Raw genomic sequence first — 18545 nt, forward strand, 5'->3', positions numbered from 1 at the left:
TGAGGTGCAAGCTGCAAGCCGTCGATTTGTGGCTTGGAGCTTGCAGCTTGCAGCTTTATAGTCACCGGCCTATCCATTTCGAGGACTAGCCGGTGTTCGGTATATTCGCAAAGCTGCGCGCTCGCGCCGATCGCAAGCGCATCCGCGCCCTGCCCAAAATCGAGCGGGCGACACAGCGCTTGCGTGACACCTACCCCTCTTATAGCTTCGGCACGGGGACCTACGGCAACCCCACGGTGCATGACTGGCATGAAGGCGCCACACTCAAGGTCGGGGCCTACACCTCCATTGCAGGGGGCGTTCAGATCTACCTGGGCGGCCACCACCGTACCGATTGGATCAGCTGCTACCCCTTCCCGGCCAAGATGGACGAAATGGCGCATATCACCGACTTCGGCGGCACGCATGGGGATGTGACGATCGGCAACGATTGCTGGATTTGCAGCAACGTCTCGATTCTCTCGGGCGTTACCGTAGGCGATGGCGCAGTCATCGCAGCGGGCGCGGTCGTCAGCCGAGACGTTGCCCCCTACGAAATCGTCGGCGGCGTACCCGCCCGGCATATTCGCTGGCGCTTTGAGCAGGATCAGCGTGAGTTGCTCCAGACTGCACAGTGGTGGCAGTGGCCTCTGGACGAGATACGCACTGTCGCCCCACTGCTGTGCTCGAATGATTTCGAAGGCTTCGCCCGCTATCTGGCCGAGCGCCCAATGGGTTCAACTACGCAACCTTAAGCGCCCCTGCCCAGCCACGGCACGCAGTGGCTGCCGGCTCAGTCGCCTGGCAGCGGCGAAGGTTCTGCTCACTGCAGGTGCCGGCCCCTGAACAGCCAAGTCATCGCTGACAATCGGCGGTATCCCAGTTCCACGTAGAGGGTGCGCTCTGGCGCCGACGCTTGGGCGCAGCGCCGGCTGCTTCCGGCTTAATAGATCGCGCCCCTGGTTTTTCCTTCGTGGCGGCTGGCTTTTCTATCTATACTTGTATATACATGATCTGTCATACAAACCACCGCCCGCAGGATTCGCCATGACCGACGCCACTCGCCATCGCTCCATTACCATCCGCTCGCCACGCGGCACGCAGCTCAACGCCAGAAGCTGGCTCACAGAAGCGCCTTTGCGGATGCTGATGAACAACCTCGACCCTGAGGTTGCGGAAAACCCCGAAGCGCTAGTGGTGTATGGCGGTATTGGCCGGGCGGCGCGCAATTGGGAGTGCTATGACGCCATCGTTGCCAGCCTCAAGGCATTGGGCGATGACGAAACCCTACTGGTGCAATCAGGCAAACCGGTGGGGGTTTTCAAAACCCACAGCAATGCCCCCCGCGTACTGATTGCCAACTCCAACCTGGTGCCACACTGGGCCACCTGGGAACACTTCAACGAGCTGGACGCCAAAGGCTTGGCCATGTACGGCCAGATGACGGCAGGCAGCTGGATCTACATCGGCAGCCAGGGCATTGTGCAGGGCACGTACGAAACCTTCGTCGAGGCAGGCCGCCAGCACTATGAAGGCAACCTGCGCGGGCGTTGGGTGCTAACTGCGGGGCTGGGCGGCATGGGCGGGGCGCAGCCACTGGCGGCCACCCTGGCTGGCGCCTGTTCGCTGAACATCGAATGCCAGCAGAGCCGCATCGATTTCCGCCTGAAAACCCGCTATGTCGACGAGCAGGCCAAAGACCTGGACGACGCCTTGGCGCGCCTGGATAAGTACACCGCCGAAGGCCGTGCGGTGTCCATCGCGCTGTTGGGCAACGCCGCACAGGTGCTGCCTGAGCTGGTGCGCCGTGGCGTGCGCCCGGACATGGTCACCGACCAGACCAGCGCCCACGACCCGCTCAACGGCTACCTGCCCGCCGGCTGGAGTTGGGAAGAGTACCGCGCCCGTGCCCTGAGCGAGCCCGCAGCGGTGGTGAAGGCGGCCAAGGCCTCGATGGCCGAGCACGTGCGCGCCATGCTCGACTTCCAGCGCCAGGGCGTGCCCACCTTTGATTACGGCAATAACATTCGCCAAATGGCCAAGGACGAAGGCGTTACCGATGCCTTCAACTTCCCTGGCTTCGTGCCCGCCTACATTCGACCGTTGTTCTGCCGAGGCATCGGGCCCTTCCGCTGGGCCGCCCTTTCCGGCGAGGCCGAAGATATCTACCGCACCGACGCCAAGGTCAAGGAGCTGATCCCCGACGATGCGCACCTGCACAACTGGCTGGACATGGCCCGTGAGCGCATCGCCTTCCAGGGCCTGCCGGCGCGTATCTGCTGGGTGGGCCTGGGCCTGCGTGCCAAGCTGGGCCTGGCCTTCAACGAGATGGTGCGCACCGGCGAGCTGAGCGCACCTATCGTGATCGGCCGTGACCACCTGGACTCCGGTTCGGTAGCGAGCCCCAACCGCGAGACCGAAGCCATGCGCGACGGCTCCGATGCCGTTTCCGATTGGCCGCTGCTCAATGCCTTGCTCAATACCGCCAGCGGTGCGACCTGGGTGTCGCTGCACCACGGCGGCGGCGTTGGCATGGGTTTCTCGCAGCATTCGGGCATGGTGATCGTGTGCGATGGGACCGACGAGGCTGCCGAACGCATCGCCCGCGTGTTGACCAACGACCCCGCCACCGGGGTGATGCGCCATGCCGACGCCGGCTACGACATCGCCATCGAGTGTGCCCGCGAGCAGGGCCTGAACCTGCCGATGATTACCGGCCGTTGAGCCCAATGCCTTACGCGCGGCGGTGTTTCGCCTGACGGCGCCTGCTGCGTTTGCCGGCCCTCCCCCCGTGATCGACCAAGCGCGGGGGTTCGCCCTGGTGCAGGTGACCTATGTCCGACTCCCCCGCTTCGCCCCGCTCCCTCCTGATCGAGCAGCGCTCGATCGATTACATTCCCCAGGCCGAGCGCCATGGGCGGCTGTATAGCCAGTTTACGCTGTGGCTCGGCGCCAACCTGCAGATCACCGCCATTGTCACCGGTGCCCTCGCCGTGGTGCTGGGCGGGGATGTCTACTGGTCGCTCTGGGGCCTGCTGCTGGGGCAACTGCTGGGCGGCGCGGTGATGGCGTTGCATGCTGCGCAAGGGCCACAGCTGGGCCTGCCACAGATGATCTCCAGCCGCGTGCAGTTCGGTGTGCAGGGCGCGGCCATACCCCTGGTGCTGGTATGCCTGATGTACCTGGGTTTCACGGCCACCGGCACAGTGCTGTCCGGGCAGGCGCTGGGGCAGTTGTTCGGGGTGAGCCACAGCGCCGGCATCCTGCTGTTCGCTGCCGTCATCGTAGGCGTGACCGTGCTGGGGTATCGAGCCATTCACCTGCTGGGGCGGGTCGCTAGCGTGCTCGGAGTCATCGCTTTCTGTTATCTGTTCAGCCGCGTATTGAGCACTGGGGATGTACCGGCACTGTTGCAGATTCGCCACTTCAGCTGGAGCGGCTTCCTGTTGGCCGTATCGCTGGCCGCCTCCTGGCAGATCGCCTACGGCCCCTACGTTGCGGACTACTCGCGCTACCTGCCCGCCGGCACTTCATCGATCAAGACGTTCCTGGCAGTGGGCGCTGGGTCAGTGCTGGGTGCGCAGGCGGCGATGATTCTCGGGGTATTCGCCGCGGCCATGGCCGGTGGGCAATTCATGGGCCACGAGGTGGCCTTCATTGTCGGCTTGGGGGGCACTGGCGCGGCCGCAGCGCTGCTGTATTTCTCCATCGCCTTCGGCAAGGTGACCATCTCTACGCTCAATTCCTACGGCAGCTTCATGTGCATCGCGACCCTGATCAGCGGCTTTGGCGGCGAGCTCAGGGTCAGCCCGCGGCAGCGGCTGCTGTTCGTGCTCGGCATCGTCGGCACCGCTACGCTGATCGCACTGCTGGGGCAAGGCGCGTTCCTGCTTGCGTTCAAGTCGTTCATTCTTTTCCTGCTGACCTTTTTCACGCCGTGGAGCGCGATCAACCTGGTCCATTACTACGGCATCTCCCATGATCGCTGCGACCTCCAGGCGCTGGCCGACCCCAATGGCCGCTACGGCCGCTGGAACCGAACCGGGCTGGCCGTCTATGCATTCGGTGTGCTGGTGCAGCTGCCGTTCCTGTCGACCAAGCTTTTCACCGGGCCACTGGTGGCCGTGCTGGGCGGCGTCGACATCTCCTGGATCATCGGACTGGTGCTGCCGGCGCTGCTTTACTGGCTGCTCGCCAGGCGCCGCGTGGCGCAGCCGATTCACTACCCTGACGAGGGCACTCAATGAAACTCTGGTACAACTGCCACGCCGCCACGATGGCTGGCGGTGCCTACAGCATCGTCGAGAATGCTGCGTTACTGGTCGACGGCGAACGCCTGCACTGGGTCGGCCCCCTGGCCGAGTTGCCAAGCACCCCCATCAGCGAGCGGCATGATCTGGCCGGGGCCTGGGTGACGCCCGGCCTGATCGACTGCCACACTCATCTGGTTTTCGGGGGTGATCGCAGCGGCGAGTTCGAACAGCGCCTGCAAGGTGTGAGCTACGCGCAGATCGCCGCCGCCGGTGGCGGTATCGCCAGCAGCGTGCGTGCGACGCGGGCCGCGAGCGAGGCTGAGCTGCTCGAAAGCGCCTTGCGCCGGGCGAGGCCGCTATTGGCCGAGGGCGTCACCGTGCTGGAGGTGAAATCCGGCTACGGCCTGGACCTGGCCAGCGAACGCAAGATGTTGCGGGTAGCCCGGCGCCTGGGCGAAGTGTTGCCGGTCACGGTACGCACCACTTGCCTGGCAGCGCATGCCCTGCCCCCGGAGTTCGCCGGGCGGCCGGATGATTACATCGCCGCAATCTGCGAAGACTGGCTGCCGCAATTGGCCACCGAGGGGTTGGTCGACGCCGTTGATGCCTTCTGCGAACACCTGGCGTTTTCACCCGCGCAGGTGGAACGAATCTTCCAAGCCGCGACCCGCCTTGGCCTGCCGGTGAAGCTGCATGCCGAGCAGTTGTCGGTGCAGCACGGTGCGGCCCTCGCAGCCCGGTATGGCGCGCTGTCGGCTGACCATCTGGAATACCTGGTCGAGGAAGATGTAGAAGCCATGGCAGAAGCAGGCACGGTTGCCGTGCTGCTGCCGGGGGCCTTCTTGACCTTGCGGGAGACGAAGCTGCCGCCGGTGGCCTCCTTGCGTGCCCGCGGCGTGCCCATCGCGTTGGCGACCGATGCCAACCCCGGCACCTCGCCCGTGCTGTCGCTGCGGCTGATGCTGAACCTGGGCTGCACCCTGTTCGGCCTTACACCCCAGGAGGCGCTTGCTGGCGCCACTCTCCATGCCGCACGGGCGCTCGGCCTGGCCGACCACTACGGCAGCCTGGAGGCAGGCAAGTACGCCGACTTCGTGGCTTGGGACATCAACCGCCCAGCCGAGCTCGCCTATTGGCTCGGCGGGCAACTTCATACCCGCATTTTCCGCCATGGCAAGGAGCTCGCCCATGTCTGATGCCCTGCGTTTCACCAAAGGCCGCGTGCCGCTTCTGATCAGCATGCCGCACCCCGGCACGCGCCTGACCCCGGCGGTCGAGCGCGGCCTGGTTGCTGCTGGCCACGCCCTGCCAGACACCGACTGGCACATTCCGCAGCTGTACGGCATGGCCACCGAGCTGGGCGCCAGTTGCCTGGAAGCCACCTATTCTCGCTATGTGGTGGACCTGAACCGGCCAGCCGATGATGTGCCGCTCTACAGTGGCGCTACCACGGGGCTGTTCACCGAGGTGCTGTTCGACGGCAGCCCGCTGTTTCAGAAAGGCAAGGCGCCGGGGGCCGAGGCCCGCCAGCAGGCATTGTCAGAGATCTGGCAGCCTTACCACCACGCCCTGGTGCAAGAGCTGAAGCGCCTGCGCGAGACGTTCGGTTACGCCTTGCTGTGGGATGCTCACTCGATTTGCTCGCGGGTGCCGCGGCTGTTCGAAGGGCAACTGCCGGACTTGAATTTCGGCACGTTCGAAGGCGCCAGCTGCGATCCGGAACTGGCCGGCCGGCTCAAGGCCGTGGCGGCCGACCAACAGGGGCTGACCTACGTGTTCAACGGCCGTTTCAAAGGGGGTTACATTACCCGCCAGTACGGCGTACCAGGCGAACACGTTCATGCCGTGCAACTGGAGCTGGCGCAGCGCACCTACATGGACGAAGCGCCACCGTTCAGCTACCGCAAGGACTTGGCCGCGCCGACCCAGGCCGTGCTGCGACGATTACTGGAAACCACCCTGGCGTGGGGCCGGGAGCGTTACGGGCGGTGATCACGCCACTGCCCCGGCATGTGCCAGGGCAGCCGCATCAGGCCAGCAGGGTTTTCAGGACACGGCTGAAGTCCGCCGCACTGGCGGCTTCATCGCGGTGGTGGCCGTCCCGCACTACCCAGCGGCCCCCAACCATCACATCACGCACTTGGTGGTCGCCCCCGGCGAACAGCCAGCGATTGAGCACTGACTCGGCCGGCGCGGTGTGCAGATAGGGGTCGGCACCGTCGAGTACCAGCCAGTCGGCGCGTTGACCGACACTCAATGCACCCACCGCCTGGCCCAGTGCCGCGGCACCGCCGCGCAGGGCCTGCTCGTAGAGGTGCTGGCCTACATTGCGCTGGTGCGCAGTTACCAAGCGGTTGCGCTGCTGGTCACGCAGCCGCTGGCCGTACTCCAGCCAGCGCAGCTCTTCGGCCGGGCTGACGCTGACGTGGCTGTCCGACCCGATGCCGAAGCGCCCGCCGGCGGCCAGGAAATCCGTTGCCGGAAACAACCCATCGCCCAGGTTAGCCTCGGTGGTCAGGCAAAGGCCCGCCACCGCCTGGCTGCGCGCCATCAACGCTACCTCATGGGGCTGGGCATGGGTGGCATGCACCAGGCACCAGCGCTGATCCACCGGCACGTGCTCGTAAAGCCACTCGATCGGCCGCCGGCCACTCCAGGCCAGGCAGTCATCGACCTCCTTCTGCTGCTCTGCGATGTGGATATGCACCGGCCACTGCGTATCGGTAGCACCCAGCACCGTGGTGAGCTGCTCGGCACTGACGGCCCGAAGGGAGTGAAAGCACAAGCCAAGGCGCTGGCTGGGGTCGAGCGTGGCCGCCAGCTCTGGCAGCAGCGACAGGTAGCTGTCGGTGCTGTTGATGAAGCGGCGTTGGCCCTCGTTGGGTAGGGCGGCGCCGAAGCCGCTGTAGCTGTAGAGCACAGGAAGCAGCGTCAGGCCGATGCCGGCGCTGCGGGCGGCCTCGGCGATGCGGCCGCCCAACTCGGCCGGGGCCGCATAGGGCCGGCCATCACGATCGTTGTGCACGTAGTGGAATTCGGCCACGGAGGTATAGCCGGCCTTGAGCATCTCGATGTAGAGCTGCCGGGCAACTGCCTGAAGCTGCTCCGGCTCCAGCCTGCCGACCATGCGGTACATCAGGTCGCGCCACGTCCAGAAACTGTCCTGGGTTGGGCCAGCCACCTCGGCGAGGCCGGCCATCACACGCTGGAACGCATGGGAGTGCAGGTTGGGCATCCCGGGCAGCACAGGCCCTTGCAGACGTTCGGCCCCAGCCGGCGTGCCGCCGGGCTGTACGCTGCTCAGATATCCGCGCTCATCGAGCTCGAATCGAACATTTTCGGCCCACCCTTGGGGCAGTAGCGCCCGTGCAGCGAAGAAAATCGGCATAATCCCAACCATGCAGGTCCCGTTGATATGTATATACATATACAGACGTAGCTGGGTGCCGTAAACTGAATTCAGTCTTCCGAGAGGCTTTCCATGCCATCATCGCCAATCAGCTCTCCACCGCCCAATGGCGCGCCAGCGCCGTTCTACGAGCAGGTGAAGCAGCTCATCCTCAGCCAGATCCACTCTGGCGCCTGGCCACCCCATCAGAAGATACCGTCCGAAGCCGAGCTGGTGGCTCAGCTGGGCTTCAGCCGCATGACCGTGCACCGCGCGCTGCGTGAGCTCACCAGCGATGGCTTGCTGGTACGAATGCAGGGCGTGGGCACCTTCGTCGCTGAGCCCAAAGGGCAGGCCGCCCTGTTCGAGGTGCATAACATTGCCGACGAGATCGCCTCGCGTGGCCATGAGCACCGCCTCGAAGTCATCTGGCTGAAAAATGAAACAGCCAATGGGGAACAATCGGTCGCGTTGGGCGTGCGCGAAGGGCAACCGGTGTTTCACTCGCTGATCGTACATTTCGAAAATGACGTGCCCGTGCAGATCGAGGACCGCTACGTCAACCCCGCCGTCGCGCCCCATTACCTCGAGCAGGATTTCACGCTCGAAACCCCCTACCTCTACCTGAACCGGCTCGCCCCCTTGACCGAAGGCGAGCATGTGGTCGAGGCGGTGCTGCCCACGCGCGAGGAACAGCAGTTGCTCGACATCCCCGCTCAGGAACCCTGCCTGATGATTCGCCGCCGTACCTGGTCGGGCCGCCGCGCGGTGACCAGCGCCCGCTTACTATACCCCGGTAGCCGCTACCGGCTAGAAGGCCATTTCGGCTCATGAGCACCTTTACGCGGTTACCGGCTTCGCTGCACCGGCGCATGCCCTGGCGTAATGGCCTGGGCACCACACTCGAAATCGCGCGGGATACCGCCGCCGACGACTGGGGCTGGCGGGTATCGCTGGCCGACGTTGCGCAATCGGGGGCGTTCTCTCCTTTCGCTGGCATGACACGCATCATCAGCGTGATCCAAGGCCCCGGTATGCGATTGGACGTGGGCGGCGTTTTGAGCCCTGCGTTGCATCGCTGGGAGGCGTTCACCTTCTCCGGCGATGCGCAGGTGCACTGCCAGTTGATCGGCGGGCCGATCCGCGATTTCAACCTGATCTACCGCGCCGACCGTTATCGGGCAAGCCTGGACTGGTTGCAGGTTAAAGGCCAGTTACAGCTGAAGGACTCACAGGCCACGATGCTGTTCTGCGCCGATGGGGCGCTGAGCCTGGAGGGTGATCGGCAGAACATGGCTGTAGGCACTTTGGACGCAGTGCTCATCCAGGGCAGCAATGGCCCGGTCAGTTTTTGCCTGGAGGGGAACGCCCAGGTTTGCCTCATCTCGCTTCAGCCAATCAGGGCAACCTGAAAGCGGTTACCAAACGTTACCAATGTAGCCAGATGCTGGGGCCCCACCCGCCCCACACCGCACCAGCCCGGTGCACATGTGCGTGACGGCGCCTCGGCGTGAGGCAAAAATCTTTAAAAACAGCGTCTTGTTCTGCTTCAGGCCACGTAATCCCGTGTTAAACCGAAGTGGCCTTATATTTGCTTAAGCTTGTACATACATGTGTGTGTAACCAAGAGCACTGGCATTTCTAAACGCACCGAGGAGCAACGATGGGACAGACGCGACGTTTGAGTGCATTGGCAGCCGGCCTTGCCCTGCTGTTGTCGGGTGGCATAGTGCAGGCCAAGGAATGGACCAGTGTGAAGATCGCCACCGAAGGCGCCTATGAACCCTGGAACCTCACCTTGCCAGGCGGCAAGCTGGGCGGCTTCGAGCCGGAGCTGATGGACATTCTCTGCCAGAGGATGCAGCTCAAGTGCACCTATGCCGTACAGAACTGGGACGGCATGATTGCCAGCCTCAACGCTGGCAAGGTGGACGTGCTGATGGACGCCATCGTCATCACTGACGAACGCAAGCAAGCCGTGGCGTTTTCCGTTCCCTACGCACGCACCCCGGCCAGCTTCGCTGCCTTGAAAGCCGACCTGCTGCCGGGCGAAACCGGGCCCAAAGGCGTCAGAACCCTGAGCACCCAAGCCAGTGACATCGCCGCTGGCGTCGCCGATCTGCAAAAAGCGCTGGCAGGCAAAACCATCGGTATTGCCTCCGGCACCGTCTACACAGGCTTCATCGACACCTATTTCGGCAAGGTCGCTACCGTCCGGGAATACACGACGTCTGCCGAAGCGGTACTGGACCTGACGGCCGGGCGCATCGATGCGGTGTTCGATGATGTGACGTTCCTGAACTCCATCATGACCCAACCAGGCAACCAGCAAGTAGCCTTCACCGGCCCTGAGCTGGCCGGGCCCATCTGGGGGGAAGGCGAGGCCCTGGCCTTCCGCCAGCGTGATCCGGAGCTCAAGGCCAAGTTCGACGAGGCGCTCAAGGCAGCCATCGCCGACGGTACGGTCAAGAAGCTCAGCGAAAAATGGTTCAAGGTCGACCTCACCCCCTGAACCGAGCCGGGGCGGCTACGGCCGCCTCGCCCTTTACCGCCTGTGGATCGCCTGATGAATGTTTTGACCCTACTGAGTTTCGGTGAGCATGGCTGGGGCCTGTCTCTGGTTGTCGCCATGGGTACCACCTTGCTCGTCACGCTCACCGCGCTGCTGATCGGCGCGCTGTTCGGCGGCCTCGTCGCCAGCGCCAAGCTATCGTCCCGCCGCTGGTTGCGGCTGTTGGGTGAAAGCTATTCGATCCTGTTTCGGGGGGTGCCCGAGCTGTTGATCATCTACCTGTTCTTCTTCGGCGGCGCCACCCTGTTCACTGCGATCGGCTATTGGTTCGGGGCCGGCGGCTACATTGACCTGCCACCGTTCTGGGTGGGCGCGCTCACCGTGGGCCTGATCTCCGGCTCCTACCAGGCCGAGGTGTACCGCGGCGCTTACCTGGCGATCGCCCCAGGCGAGATTGAAGCCGGCCAGGCCATCGGCATGAGGCGGTCACTGCTGCTGCGGCGCGTGGTGATCCCGCTGGTGTGGCGCTTCGCACTGCCGGGCCTGGGCAACGTCTGGCAGATGAGCCTGAAAGACTCGGCGCTGGTATCGGTCATCGGCCTGGTGGAGCTGATGCGCGCCAGCCAGGTGGCCGCTGGCTCGACCCGCCAATACTTCACCTTCTACATCGTTGCCGGGCTGGGCTACCTGCTGCTGACGGGTATTTCGAGCCGCCTGTTCCAGATCGCCGAAGCCCGCGTGCAACGCACCCGGTTGCCCCTGCAGCACGGAGCCTGACCCATGCCCGATCTTGCCTTTCTTGCCGACGTCATGATGCGGCTGCTGGCGGCGCTGCCCACCACGCTTGCCTTGTTCGGCCTGTCACTGCTGTTTGGCATTCTGCTGGCGCTGCTGGTCGTCACGCTCAGGGTCAGCCAGCGGCCATGGCTAAGCCTGCCGGCGCGGGGCTATATCGCCCTGTTTCGTGGCACGCCGCTGTTGGTGCAGATGTTTTTGATCTACTACGGGCTGGGCCAGCTGCCAGCGGTGCGCGAAAGCTTTGCCTGGCCGCTATTGCGCTCGCCATTCGGTTGCGCAGTGTTGTCGTTGGCGCTGTGCACCGCCGCCTATACCGCCGAGATCATCCGTGGCGGCCTGCTCGCAGTGCCCCGCGGCCAGGTCGAGGCTGCGCTGGCGGTGGGCATGACACGCTGGCAGGTGCTGCGCAGCGTGATCGCCCCGGTCACGCTGCGCCAGGCCCTGCCGGCCTACTCCACCGAGGCGATCCTGCTGGTCAAGTCCACCGCCCTGGCCAGCCTGGTAACCGTCTGGGATGTCACCGGGGTTGCCCAGCAGATCATCCAGCGCACCTACCGGACCATGGAGGTGTTCGCCTGCGCTGCGGCCATCTACCTGGTGCTCAATTTCCTGCTGGTGCGCGCCGTGGCCTGGCTCGAACGCAAGCTGGCGCCGCCCCTTCGCGTGCCGCCGGCTGCGCAGGCCAGCAGCACCACTGCCCAACCTTCCGCCGATCTGTGATGCCTTGGAGCCTTTATGAGTCAGCAAGCCGCCGCGACGCTCGCCGTCAACGACATCCGCAAGGCCTTCGGCAGCCTGGAGGTGCTCAAGGGCCTCTCGCTCGAAGCGCATTCGGGCGACGTTATTTCAATCCTCGGCGCCAGTGGTTCGGGCAAGAGCACCTTTTTGCGCTGCACCAACCTGCTGGAGATGCCCGATCAGGGCAGCATCCGCCTGGAAGGCCAGGCCATCGGCCTGCAACGTGGCCGTGACGGTACGCTCAAAGCCAGCGACCAGCGGCAGGTGGAATGGCTGCGCACTCGCTTGGGCATGGTGTTTCAAAGCTTCAACCTGTGGTCGCACCGCAGCGTGCTGCAAAACGTCATGGAGGGGCCCCTGCGAGTGCTCAAGCGTTCGCCGGCCGAAAGCCGTGAGCAGGCTGAGCGCCTGTTGCAGCGAGTGGGGCTGTATGAGCGGCGCGACTATTACCCTGCACATCTGTCGGGCGGCCAGCAGCAGCGCGTTGCGATCGCGCGCGCGCTGGCCATGGAGCCCGGCGCGCTGTTGTTCGATGAGCCCACCTCGGCGCTCGACCCTGAGCTGGTCGGCGAGGTGCTCAAGGTGATGCGCTCGCTGGCCGATGAAGGGATGACCATGCTGGTAGTGACTCACGAAATGGGCTTCGCCCGGCACGTCTCCAACCGAGTGGTGTTCATGCACCAAGGGCAGATCGACGCCCAAGGCACGCCGGACGAACTCTTCGAGGGCCTGCCCACTGAACGATTTCGCCAATTCGTCTCCAGCCACCAACTGCGGAGCGGTGAGTGATGCCCATGACCCAAGCCTCCCCACCCCTGCTGTCGGCCGCCACTGTCGTGCGGGGCGATGTGTCCCTGAACTGGCGCGAGGTTGTCCTGGTGGCTCGCGACGGCGCAACGCTCGAACTGAGCGAGCAGACCTGGCAGCGTATCGAGAACGCACGGGCGATCGTCGATGGCCTGGTGGCTCGGGGCGAACGCGCCTACGGCATCAGCACGGGCCTGGGCGCCTTGTGCGACGTGCTGCTTGAAGGCCCGCAACTGGCTTCGCTGTCGCGCAATACCCTGCTCAGCCACGCCTGCGGCGTCGGCGAACCGCTCAGCGATGAGCAGACCCGAGCGATCATTTGCGTGGCGATCAACAACTACGCCCACGGTTTCTCGGGCATCAGCCCCGGGGTGGTTCGCGCATTGCTGGCGTTGCTCAACCTGGGCATCACCCCCCTGGTGCCACGCGACGGCTCGGTTGGCTACCTCACCCACATGGCACACGTGGGCGTTGCGCTGCTGGGGCTGGGCGAAGTGCGCTGGGGCGGGCGCATCCTCAGCGCCAGTGATGCGCTGCAGACCGCGCAGCTACCGCCCCTCGTGCTGGGCGCCAAGGACGGGCTCAGCCTGGTCAACGGCACCCCATGCATGACCGGGCTGACCTGCCTGGCCCTGGCCGACGCCTGCAACCTCGTGGAATGGGCCGATTGCATTGGCGCGATGAGCTTCGAGGCACTCGGCGGCCAGATCGACGCCTTCGACGCGCAGGTGCTGGCGCTCAAGCCGCACCCGGGCATGCAGAAGGTGGGCGACAACCTGCGCGCGCTGCTGGCCAACAGCGAAGTGGTGGCCGGCTTCAAAGGCATACGCACTCAGGATGCCCTCAGCATCCGCTCCATTCCCCAAGTGCACGGCGCTTGCCGCGACCAGCTCGAGCATGCCTGGCGACAGGTCGATCTGGAGCTGGGGAGCGCAACCGACAACCCGCTGGTGCTGAGTACGCCGGAGGGCTACCGGGTGGTGTCCCAGGCCAACCCCCACGGCGAATCGGTGGCCATGGCCGCCGATCTGCTGGCCATCGCCATGGTAGAGCTCGGTGGCATTGCCGAGCGCCGGCTGGACCGCCTGGTCAACCCCCTCGTTAGCGGCTTGCCGCCTTTTCTGGTGGCGCACCCTGGGGTGAACTCCGGGATGATGATCGCGCAGTACGTGGCCGCTTCCCATGCTGGGCAGAATCGCCAGCTCGCACAGCCAGCGGTGGTCGACAACTTCGTTACTTCTGCCCTGCAGGAAGACCACCTGAGCATGGGCACGGGCGCTGCGCTCAAACTGATGCAGGTGATCGAAAACACCACCCGCATTCTGGCCATCGAGTACCTGCTGGCGGCGCAAGCATTCGAATTTCTGAAGGCACGCCGGTTTGGCGACGGCACAGCGCAGGCGTGGCAGCGCTTGCGGGCGGTGGTGCCGCCTTATGAACAGGACCGCTGGCTGGCACCGGACATCTCCATGGCGGTGGAGGTGCTACGCGGGCGGGCGTAGCTTGCTTCGGCTACCGCTTGGTTATCTTTCCGAGCCGGCAGCACTGAGGCTGCCGCGGGCATAGTAATTATCAAACTCGCCACTTTCGACCAAGACGAACCCATGGCGAAGGTAGAACCGGTTCGAGGCGCTTTCTTTGAGAGCGCCAACCCTGAGCATGCGTGCGGCCCGATCCGCCTCCTTGAAAATCGTCATGAGCACGGCGGTGCCTATCCCCGCGCCCTGAGCGCTGGGTATCACGTACAGGTGATCGAGCAACAAGTGTGTTTGCACGTCCTTCACTACCACGAAACCCACCCACTCGCCTGATACCTCTATCCGGCGTGTACATCGGGCGTCAAAGCCGCTGACGAACCGTTCGCGGGCCCGATCAGGATCAAACCGCCCCACCCGCTCCAGGCTCTCGCGCATGGCCTGGATTCTGATAGCGACCAGCGCCTCCAGGTCCAGATCAGAGGCCGGGCGCAAAACGACGACAGGCGTTTGGTCAAGGGACGTTGGCACAACGAGCACTCCAGCGATGGCGGATGTTTTCAGTCAATGACGTGAGCAGCCTGAACGGCTTCAGCGCCGTGGTCAAAAAAAGCATTCGCCATTGGTCGGCCACTTCTGTAAAGCCGCAGCCGCTCTTCCAGAGAATTTCGAACCTGCCGATAACATCCAAAACGCTCAACGAGCGCCCAGATGTAATCGTCGGAGCTTCACCATGAACCTGCGTTCACTCAATATCGCGCCACGCGCTGCCTTGTGTTTCGGCTTGATCACGATGCTGGTGATCGCCCTGGGCGGCTTCGCCTATGTCCAGCTGGGCAAGCTTCGCACCACTGAACAAGACATCGAAAAAAATTGGCTGGTGAGCGTGCAGACCGCCGATGACATCCAGATCGCGCTGCTCAGCGCCCGCTTGGAAAGCATTCGGCTGTTGGCGACCTCAAACCCTGAAGAGCAGGCAGTCGCTTTGAAGCAACTGGACACAGCCAAGCAGGCACTCAACGAACGTACCGATTTCTACCGCAAAAATCTGATTTCAGACCCTCAAGAGGGCGCCCAATTCGAGGCTGCGGCCACCTTGATGGACAGCTATCTGCAGGGGCTGCAAAAAATCGTCGAGCTCAATGCCACTCAACATGAGCAGGCCGTGACCTTTGCCAACACCGAACAGCGTGATCGAGCTGCCAACTACCAGGTCAAGCTGACCGCACTGCGCCAGCACAATACAGACGGCGCCGCCGCCGCAGGCATTACTGCAACTGAAGTGTATGCCCACAGCATCACGATCGTTGACGGGGTGGTTTTCATCGCGCTGGCGCTGACATTGTTGCTGGCCACCCTGCTGACCCGCAGCATCGTTCAGCCGATCGGCGCATCGTTGAAAATGGCCGAGGAAATCGCGGCCGGCGACTTGCGCTTGAGCCTGCAGGTCAAGGGCAACGATGAGTCGGCCCGCCTGATGCGCGCCCTCAATACCATGCAAGGCAACTTGCGCAGCACCATCGGGCAGATCTCCGACGCCTCCGCGCAGCTCAGTTCCGCTGCTGTGGAGATGACGACTATCACCGAAAGCGCCAACCGCACCTTGCAGCAGCAGAACAGCGAGATCGAGCAGGCGGCCACGGCCGTCAACCAGATGAGCGCGGCTGTCGACGAAGTGGCGCGCAACGCCACTTCTACCTCCGAAGCCGCCAAGGACTCGACCCGCGCCGCGACCACTGGCAATCAGAAGGTCGGCGAAACCCTGCACGCGATGCGCAGCCTTACCGACCGGGTGGAAGTGACCTCCGAACAGGTTCAGGGGTTGGCCGACCAGGTCCAGGACATCAGCAAGGTGCTGGGGGTTATCCGCACCATTGCAGAACAGACCAACCTGCTGGCCCTGAACGCTGCGATCGAAGCGGCTCGCGCCGGCGAGCAGGGCCGCGGCTTTGCGGTGGTGGCCGACGAAGTACGTGCACTGGCCCATCGCACGCAGATTTCTACCCAAGAGATCGACAAAATGATATCCAACATCCAGGCGGGCACGTCGCAGGTGGTGGACTCGATGAAGAGCAGCACCGCTGAGGTGCACAACACCCAGCGCACGGCCGATGAGGCCGGGGCGTCGCTTCAGGCGATCGCTGACTCGGTGCAACTGATCGATGACCGCAACCACCAGATCGCTACTGCTTCGGAAGAGCAGGCGCATGTTGCCCGGGAAGTGGATCGTGCGCTGGTGAGCATTCGCAACCTGGCCCTGCAGAGCAGCGAAGGTACTCAACAAACGCTGGTGGCCAGCAACGAGCTGTCGCAGCTGGCGGTAAACCTCAACCAGATGGTGACCCGCTTCAAGACCTGACGGCTCAGCGTGCCAGGTGGCGCTGTACGGCTTTGAGGTCTTTGGCGAGCTGAATGCGCATGGTGGCCATCAACTTGCGCGCGTTGTCTGCAAGTGGCCGCCCAGGGCGGAACAGCATCAGGCTGGTGAAGTTTACCGGCAGCTCGAAAGGCCGAACCACCAGGCCGCGGTCGATGAAGTCGACCACGGCAAGCGGGTTGACGAAGCCCACGCCGATGCCGCGCAACGCCATCTCGCAAAGGGTGTGGGCGTAAGCGGTTTCCACCCGGGTGTTGAGCCTGACACCCCGCGCCTCCAGGGCCATTTCAAGGCGCCTTCGGCTGCTGTCTTCGGGGTTGAGCGCTAGAAAATCGAACTCACTCAGCGCCTGCGCAGTAATCACCTTGTGCTGGGCCAGCGGGTGCAAGGCCGGCATGGCGATCACCCCAGGCATGTCGAGAAAGGGCGAGTGCTCAAGCCCCATTACCGGCATCTCATCGGCCATCAGGCCGAAATCGCAGTGCCCGGCTGATACCTCTTGATGCACTTCGCGCGAGCTCAACACCCGCAATGAGATTCGGACATCGCGCTGCGCCAGGTCGAAGGCGGCCAGTGCCCGTGGCATGAACGCGTTACCAATTGCTGGATGGGCGGCGATCGCCAAGCTCCCCGTACCGAACTGCTTCAGGCTCTTGATGCGATGTTCAATGGCGTCCATGCCCACGAAATGCTTGTCTACATCGACCATCAGGGCATGGGCCTCCTGGGTCGGCACCAAGCGCCCGCGAACGCGCAGGAACAACGCCAAACCAGCGCTGGTTTCAAGTTTTCGGATTGCCTGGCTTACCGCCGGCTGGGAGATACCCAGCACGTTGGCAGCCTTACTGGTGCTGCCCGCGTTCATGACCACCCGAAACACTTCGATATCACGCATGCCCATCGCAGACCTATAACCTCTACTTATCGAGTTAATAATCCTAAAGCTAGCCAGGGTTCTGTGGCCACACAACAATGAGGCCATCGATATGCACAGGACCAAGGCCCCTTCATGAAAATCACAGACCCTGCCGGCAACCCCTATGCGAGCTTATCTACGTCGGTGTGGCGCGGTTCCACGGTGGTGTTCGACAGTTTCGAAGACTTCGTGGGCCGCAAGAGCCGGCAACCCGATGGGTACAGCTATGGCCTGACCGGCACACCCACTGCGCGCGGCCTCGAGGGCCACATTGCCGCCCTTGAAGGTGCCCGACATTGCGTGGTGATGCCGTCTGGGGCCAGCGCACTGATTACTACGGTACTGGCGTTCGTACGCGGCGGTGACCACCTGCTGATCTCCGAATCCTGCTATGGCTCGCTGAAAACCTTCGGCCGCCAGTGGCTGGCGAACATGGGGGTGGACGTGGAGTTCTACCCGCCCACCATCGACGCCGGCATCGACGCATTGATTCGCCCCAACACCAAAATGATCTGCATGGAAGCACCCGGTACGGTGACCATGGAAATGCAAGACATCGACGCTATCACCGCCATCGCCAGGCGCCGCAGAGTGCTGACAATGATGGACAACACCTGGGCCAGCCCACTGTTCTTCAAAGCGCTCGATCACGGCGTGGATTTCGTGGTACAGGCGGCCACCAAGTACTTCGGCGGCCATTCCGACTTGCTGATGGGCTGCGTCAGCCTCAATGATTTCGAGCACTACAGCGTGCTGCGTGAAACCCAAAGCATTTTTGGCCAGGCCACCAGCCCTGAAGACTGCTTCCTGGTCGAGCGTGGCCTGCAAACCTACGAGCTGCGCCTGCGCGAGCAGAGCCGCAAGGCGCTGAACGTGGCCCGCTGGCTAGAGCAACAGCCGCAGGTCGCCCAGGTGATGTTTCCGGCCCTGGAGAGCGACCCCGGCCACCGCCTCTGGCGTGAGCAGTTCCAGGGCAGCGGGTGCCTGCTTTCGATCGTTCTGCAAACGCCACCGCATGAGGCCAGCTTCAGCGCCTTCTTCAATACGCTGCAGCACTTCCCCATCGGCGCCAGCTGGGGCGGCACCCACAGCCTGATTGCCTACTACCCGGCCGAACAACAGACCGCGCGGCTGTATTCGCCCACTGATCAGCCCGTCGTACGGCTGTCCATCGGCCTGGAGAACGAAAGCCTGCTTATCCAGGACCTTTCCAACGCCCTTCAGGCCTTCGGCCGCACCTTGTAAAACTTTCAGGAAGCGCCGCACACAGACGGCGCCACCTTGCGCTTCAGTTCTGCCGTT

At 63.7% G+C, this 18545-nt stretch carries 17 protein-coding genes; 14 read left to right on the forward strand and 3 right to left on the reverse strand.

Annotation, left to right across the window (positions count from 1 at the left end; translation table 11 throughout):
* The first annotated feature begins 92 nt into the window (after positions 1-92).
* The 5 genes from F474_RS22905 (at position 93) to hutG (ending at position 6224) form a co-directional block, all read left to right on the forward strand.
* Entirely contained in the window at positions 93-734 is a 642-nt protein-coding gene (locus tag F474_RS22905) for a CatB-related O-acetyltransferase (RefSeq protein ID WP_305881859.1), read from the forward strand.
* A 292-nt stretch (positions 735-1026) separates the two neighbouring features.
* Complete coding sequence (gene hutU / locus F474_RS06215; protein ID WP_097083423.1) at positions 1027-2703, forward strand: urocanate hydratase; 1677 nt, start codon at positions 1027-1029, stop codon at positions 2701-2703.
* 110 nt (positions 2704-2813) lie between these two features.
* Positions 2814-4226, forward strand: a complete 1413-nt coding sequence (locus F474_RS06220) for a cytosine permease (protein ID WP_097083422.1) — start codon at positions 2814-2816, stop codon at positions 4224-4226.
* Positions 4223-5428, forward strand: a complete 1206-nt coding sequence (gene hutI / locus F474_RS06225; RefSeq protein ID WP_097083421.1) for an imidazolonepropionase — start codon at positions 4223-4225, stop codon at positions 5426-5428. Before F474_RS06220 ends, hutI begins: the two co-directional genes overlap by 4 nt.
* Positions 5421-6224 (forward strand): N-formylglutamate deformylase, encoded by an 804-nt coding sequence (gene hutG / locus F474_RS06230; RefSeq protein WP_097083420.1) that lies wholly within the window; start codon positions 5421-5423, stop codon positions 6222-6224. Before hutI ends, hutG begins: the two co-directional genes overlap by 8 nt.
* A gap of 37 nt (positions 6225-6261) precedes the next feature.
* On the opposite strand, the gene F474_RS06235 is transcribed toward hutG, so the two are convergent.
* Positions 6262-7620: a formimidoylglutamate deiminase gene (locus tag F474_RS06235; RefSeq protein ID WP_097083419.1), complete on the reverse strand. Its 1359-nt coding sequence runs from the start codon at positions 7618-7620 to the stop codon at positions 6262-6264.
* 93 nt (positions 7621-7713) lie between these two features.
* Between F474_RS06235 and hutC the strand changes: the two genes are divergently transcribed.
* The 7 genes from hutC (at position 7714) to hutH (ending at position 13977) form a co-directional block, all read left to right on the forward strand.
* The gene (hutC, locus tag F474_RS06240) at positions 7714-8454 is read left to right on the forward strand and encodes a histidine utilization repressor (protein ID WP_097083418.1); all 741 of its coding nucleotides are present in this window, start codon (positions 7714-7716) and stop codon (positions 8452-8454) included.
* On the forward strand, positions 8451-9032 hold the full coding sequence (locus tag F474_RS06245; RefSeq protein WP_097083417.1) for a HutD family protein: 582 nt from the start codon (positions 8451-8453) through the stop codon (positions 9030-9032). Before hutC ends, F474_RS06245 begins: the two co-directional genes overlap by 4 nt.
* A 251-nt stretch (positions 9033-9283) precedes the next feature.
* The gene (locus F474_RS06250) at positions 9284-10132 is read left to right on the forward strand and encodes a transporter substrate-binding domain-containing protein (protein WP_097083416.1); all 849 of its coding nucleotides are present in this window, start codon (positions 9284-9286) and stop codon (positions 10130-10132) included.
* Positions 10133-10186: 54 nt separating this feature from the next.
* Positions 10187-10909 (forward strand): ABC transporter permease, encoded by a 723-nt coding sequence (locus F474_RS06255; RefSeq protein WP_097083415.1) that lies wholly within the window; start codon positions 10187-10189, stop codon positions 10907-10909.
* Positions 10910-10912: 3 nt separating this feature from the next.
* Entirely contained in the window at positions 10913-11650 is a 738-nt protein-coding gene (locus F474_RS06260) for an ABC transporter permease (protein ID WP_097083414.1), read from the forward strand.
* Between the two features lie 15 nt (positions 11651-11665).
* Positions 11666-12457 carry an ABC transporter ATP-binding protein gene (locus F474_RS06265; protein WP_097083413.1) on the forward strand — a complete coding sequence of 264 codons (792 nt, stop codon included), beginning with the start codon at positions 11666-11668 and terminating at the stop codon, positions 12455-12457.
* A gap of 5 nt (positions 12458-12462) precedes the next feature.
* Positions 12463-13977, forward strand: a complete 1515-nt coding sequence (hutH, locus tag F474_RS06270) for a histidine ammonia-lyase (protein ID WP_097084252.1) — start codon at positions 12463-12465, stop codon at positions 13975-13977.
* Between the two features lie 21 nt (positions 13978-13998).
* Here hutH and F474_RS06275 read toward each other — a convergent pair whose 3' ends face one another.
* On the reverse strand, positions 13999-14481 hold the full coding sequence (locus F474_RS06275; RefSeq protein WP_176510709.1) for a GNAT family N-acetyltransferase: 483 nt from the start codon (positions 14479-14481) through the stop codon (positions 13999-14001).
* A gap of 202 nt (positions 14482-14683) precedes the next feature.
* On the opposite strand from F474_RS06275, the gene F474_RS06280 reads away from it, so the two are divergent.
* Positions 14684-16309, forward strand: coding sequence for a methyl-accepting chemotaxis protein (locus F474_RS06280; RefSeq protein WP_097083412.1), 1626 nt, complete (start codon positions 14684-14686; stop codon positions 16307-16309).
* Between the two features lie 4 nt (positions 16310-16313).
* Here the strand turns inward: F474_RS06280 and F474_RS06285 are convergent, their stop codons facing one another.
* On the reverse strand, positions 16314-17222 hold the full coding sequence (locus F474_RS06285; protein ID WP_218191643.1) for a LysR substrate-binding domain-containing protein: 909 nt from the start codon (positions 17220-17222) through the stop codon (positions 16314-16316).
* A 114-nt stretch (positions 17223-17336) separates the two neighbouring features.
* Between F474_RS06285 and F474_RS06290 the strand changes: the two genes are divergently transcribed.
* The gene (locus F474_RS06290) at positions 17337-18488 is read left to right on the forward strand and encodes a PLP-dependent aspartate aminotransferase family protein (protein ID WP_097083410.1); all 1152 of its coding nucleotides are present in this window, start codon (positions 17337-17339) and stop codon (positions 18486-18488) included.
* Positions 18489-18545: the final 57 nt, after the last annotated feature.

Origin of the sequence: Pseudomonas sp. URIL14HWK12:I12 (genome assembly GCF_003097135.1) — a bacterium.
In the GTDB taxonomy this organism is placed as follows: domain Bacteria; phylum Pseudomonadota; class Gammaproteobacteria; order Pseudomonadales; family Pseudomonadaceae; genus Aquipseudomonas.

Bases quoted from the DNA above. Each gene is read 5' to 3' on its own strand.
- F474_RS06285 (WP_218191643.1), bottom strand. From the start codon at position 17,222: ATGCGTGATATCGAAGTGTTTCGGGTGGTCATGAACGCGGGCAGCACC.
- hutU (WP_097083423.1), top strand. From the start codon at position 1,027: ATGACCGACGCCACTCGCCATCGCTCCATTACCATCCGCTCGCCACGC.
- F474_RS06280 (WP_097083412.1), top strand. From the start codon at position 14,684: ATGAACCTGCGTTCACTCAATATCGCGCCACGCGCTGCCTTGTGTTTC.
- F474_RS06265 (WP_097083413.1), top strand. From the start codon at position 11,666: ATGAGTCAGCAAGCCGCCGCGACGCTCGCCGTCAACGACATCCGCAAG.
- F474_RS06235 (WP_097083419.1), bottom strand. From the start codon at position 7,620: ATGCCGATTTTCTTCGCTGCACGGGCGCTACTGCCCCAAGGGTGGGCC.
- F474_RS06260 (WP_097083414.1), top strand. From the start codon at position 10,913: ATGCCCGATCTTGCCTTTCTTGCCGACGTCATGATGCGGCTGCTGGCG.
- F474_RS06290 (WP_097083410.1), top strand. From the start codon at position 17,337: ATGAAAATCACAGACCCTGCCGGCAACCCCTATGCGAGCTTATCTACG.
- F474_RS06220 (WP_097083422.1), top strand. From the start codon at position 2,814: ATGTCCGACTCCCCCGCTTCGCCCCGCTCCCTCCTGATCGAGCAGCGC.
- F474_RS06250 (WP_097083416.1), top strand. From the start codon at position 9,284: ATGGGACAGACGCGACGTTTGAGTGCATTGGCAGCCGGCCTTGCCCTG.
- hutG (WP_097083420.1), top strand. From the start codon at position 5,421: ATGTCTGATGCCCTGCGTTTCACCAAAGGCCGCGTGCCGCTTCTGATC.
- hutI (WP_097083421.1), top strand. From the start codon at position 4,223: ATGAAACTCTGGTACAACTGCCACGCCGCCACGATGGCTGGCGGTGCC.
- hutH (WP_097084252.1), top strand. From the start codon at position 12,463: ATGACCCAAGCCTCCCCACCCCTGCTGTCGGCCGCCACTGTCGTGCGG.
- F474_RS06255 (WP_097083415.1), top strand. From the start codon at position 10,187: ATGAATGTTTTGACCCTACTGAGTTTCGGTGAGCATGGCTGGGGCCTG.
- F474_RS06245 (WP_097083417.1), top strand. From the start codon at position 8,451: ATGAGCACCTTTACGCGGTTACCGGCTTCGCTGCACCGGCGCATGCCC.
- hutC (WP_097083418.1), top strand. From the start codon at position 7,714: ATGCCATCATCGCCAATCAGCTCTCCACCGCCCAATGGCGCGCCAGCG.